The 1,782-nt window shown below is 64.3% G+C and carries 3 protein-coding genes; 1 reads left to right on the top strand and 2 read right to left on the bottom strand.

Going from position 1 to position 1,782, the window contains the following annotated elements; translation table 11 throughout:
• The coding region (locus EN935_RS34260) for a UbiA family prenyltransferase (RefSeq protein WP_164771614.1) at positions 1–411 on the bottom strand (411 nt) is incomplete at its 3' end.
• Between the two features lie 68 nt (positions 412–479).
• The gene (locus tag EN935_RS34265) at positions 480–1,391 is read right to left on the bottom strand and encodes a LysR family transcriptional regulator (protein WP_127265733.1); all 912 of its coding nucleotides are present in this window, start codon (positions 1,389–1,391) and stop codon (positions 480–482) included.
• An 89-nt stretch (positions 1,392–1,480) separates the two neighbouring features.
• Between EN935_RS34265 and EN935_RS34270 the strand changes: the two genes are divergently transcribed.
• Positions 1,481–1,782, top strand: a 302-nt coding sequence (locus EN935_RS34270) for a phytanoyl-CoA dioxygenase family protein (protein WP_206534640.1), incomplete at its 3' end; no start/stop codon positions are given.

A 1,782-nucleotide genomic window follows, 5' to 3' on the forward strand; every position in this document is an offset into this window, starting at 1 on the left:
GACCAGGGCCTGCAGGGCAATAAAAACCCATGCCCGCCGGCGCGTGGCCTTGCCGGACGGCAGCGGCCGCGAGCGCGTGCGCTCGACCTGATTGTCGATGTCCTCGTCGACGAGGTCGTTGTAGGTGCAGCCTGCGCCGCGCATGGCGATGGCGCTGGCCAGGAACAGCACGAGATACCAGGGCGCCGGCAGCAGCGAGAGCAGCGGGTCGCCGGGACGCGGATAGGCGCTCGCCGCAAGGGCAGCCGACCACCAGCAGGGCCACAGCAGCAACTGCCAGCCGATCGGCCTGTCCCACCGGGCGAGCTGCGCATAGGGCCATACCGAGCGCGGCAGCACGCGATAGACCCAGTGGCCGTTCGGCGCATCGGCGACACGGCCCTGGGCCGCTTTCGATTGGATAGGTTCCATGTCCATGGAGTGGCAGCAGCGGCGGAAACCGTCAAGCGGCAAGCGGAGAAGCGGCGACCGTCAGCCTTTCACGAGGCAAAGATGTCGCGGGTGGCGAACCAACCCTTGGCCACGTCGATGAAGGACAGCGCCGCATTCGACACACGCTGATGCGTGTCGTAGGTGAGCAAGATCCGCTGCATGGGCAGCGGATCCGACAGTGGCTTGCAGATGAGCGGCAGGCCGTCATAGCTCCGGTCACCGTGCGGGCGGGTATAGCTGACCGCGACGCCGAAGCCGTTGGCGACCATGGAGCGCTGCAGTTCGAACGAGCTTGTCGTCGTGTCGGCCACAGGCGAAAGGCCGCGGCTGCGAAACAGGTCGAGCATGTGCTGCCAGCTGTGCGGCTGGTCCGTGGTGATCAGCGGATAGGCGGCCAGATCGGCAAGGCTGACTGTTGGGCGGTCGGCCAGGGCATGGCCTGCCGGCAACAACGCATGCGGGCGAAGTTCGCGCAGCAGGATGCGGGCGAAATGCGTCGGCAGGCTGAGGTCATAGGTGAGGCCGAGATCGATGGCCGCATCGCCGAGCCGCCGCCCAAGCGTCTCGAAGGTTTCGTCGCGGACGACGACCTTGACGGCTGGATAGCGTTCGGAGAAGGCGCGCAGCAGGGCCGGCGCGAAGAACGGCGCCAGATCCTCGAAGCATCCTAGCACCAGTTCTCCGCTGACAGCCGATTTGCTTGAGCCCAGGCCGATGAGTTCCTCCGTTTCGGTGAGAACCTGTCTTGCCTTGGCCACGACGGCGCGGCCGAACGATGTCGGCGACACGCCGCTTCCCCGCTGGCGAACAAACAGTTTCTGGCCGAAATTCTTTTCGACGGCGTCAATGGCCACCGAGATCGACGGCTGCGAAACGTTCAGCACCTTGGCCGCGCCGGTGACGCTGCCATGACGCGCCACGGCGACCAGATAGCGCAACTGCGTGAGGGTCACATTCATAAGGAAACTCTATGTGCTGGATGGAAAGTTATTATTTTACTGAATGAATGAGGGTTGCGATAGTCGGTTCATTCCAAGAGGAGAACGCCATGGCTTCCCAAGCTGCCACCCACACTTCCAACGCCTCCATGATCGATGCGGGCACCATCGCCGACTATCAGCGTGACGGTGCTGTCTGCATTCGCGGCGCCTTCAAGGGCTGGGTCGACACGATTGCCGCCGGCATCGAGCGCAACATGCAGAACCGCAGCGAAACCGCGTCCGACATCGCCAACGGTCGCGGCAGTTTCTTCGACGACTATTGCAACTGGGAGCGCATCCCCGAATTCGTCGAGGTGGTGCGGAAATCACCGGTCGCCGAACTGGCGGCGGCGGTGATGCAGTCGCGCAC

The organism is Mesorhizobium sp. M7D.F.Ca.US.004.03.1.1 (assembly GCF_003998635.1).
GTDB lineage: Bacteria > Pseudomonadota > Alphaproteobacteria > Rhizobiales > Rhizobiaceae > Mesorhizobium > Mesorhizobium loti.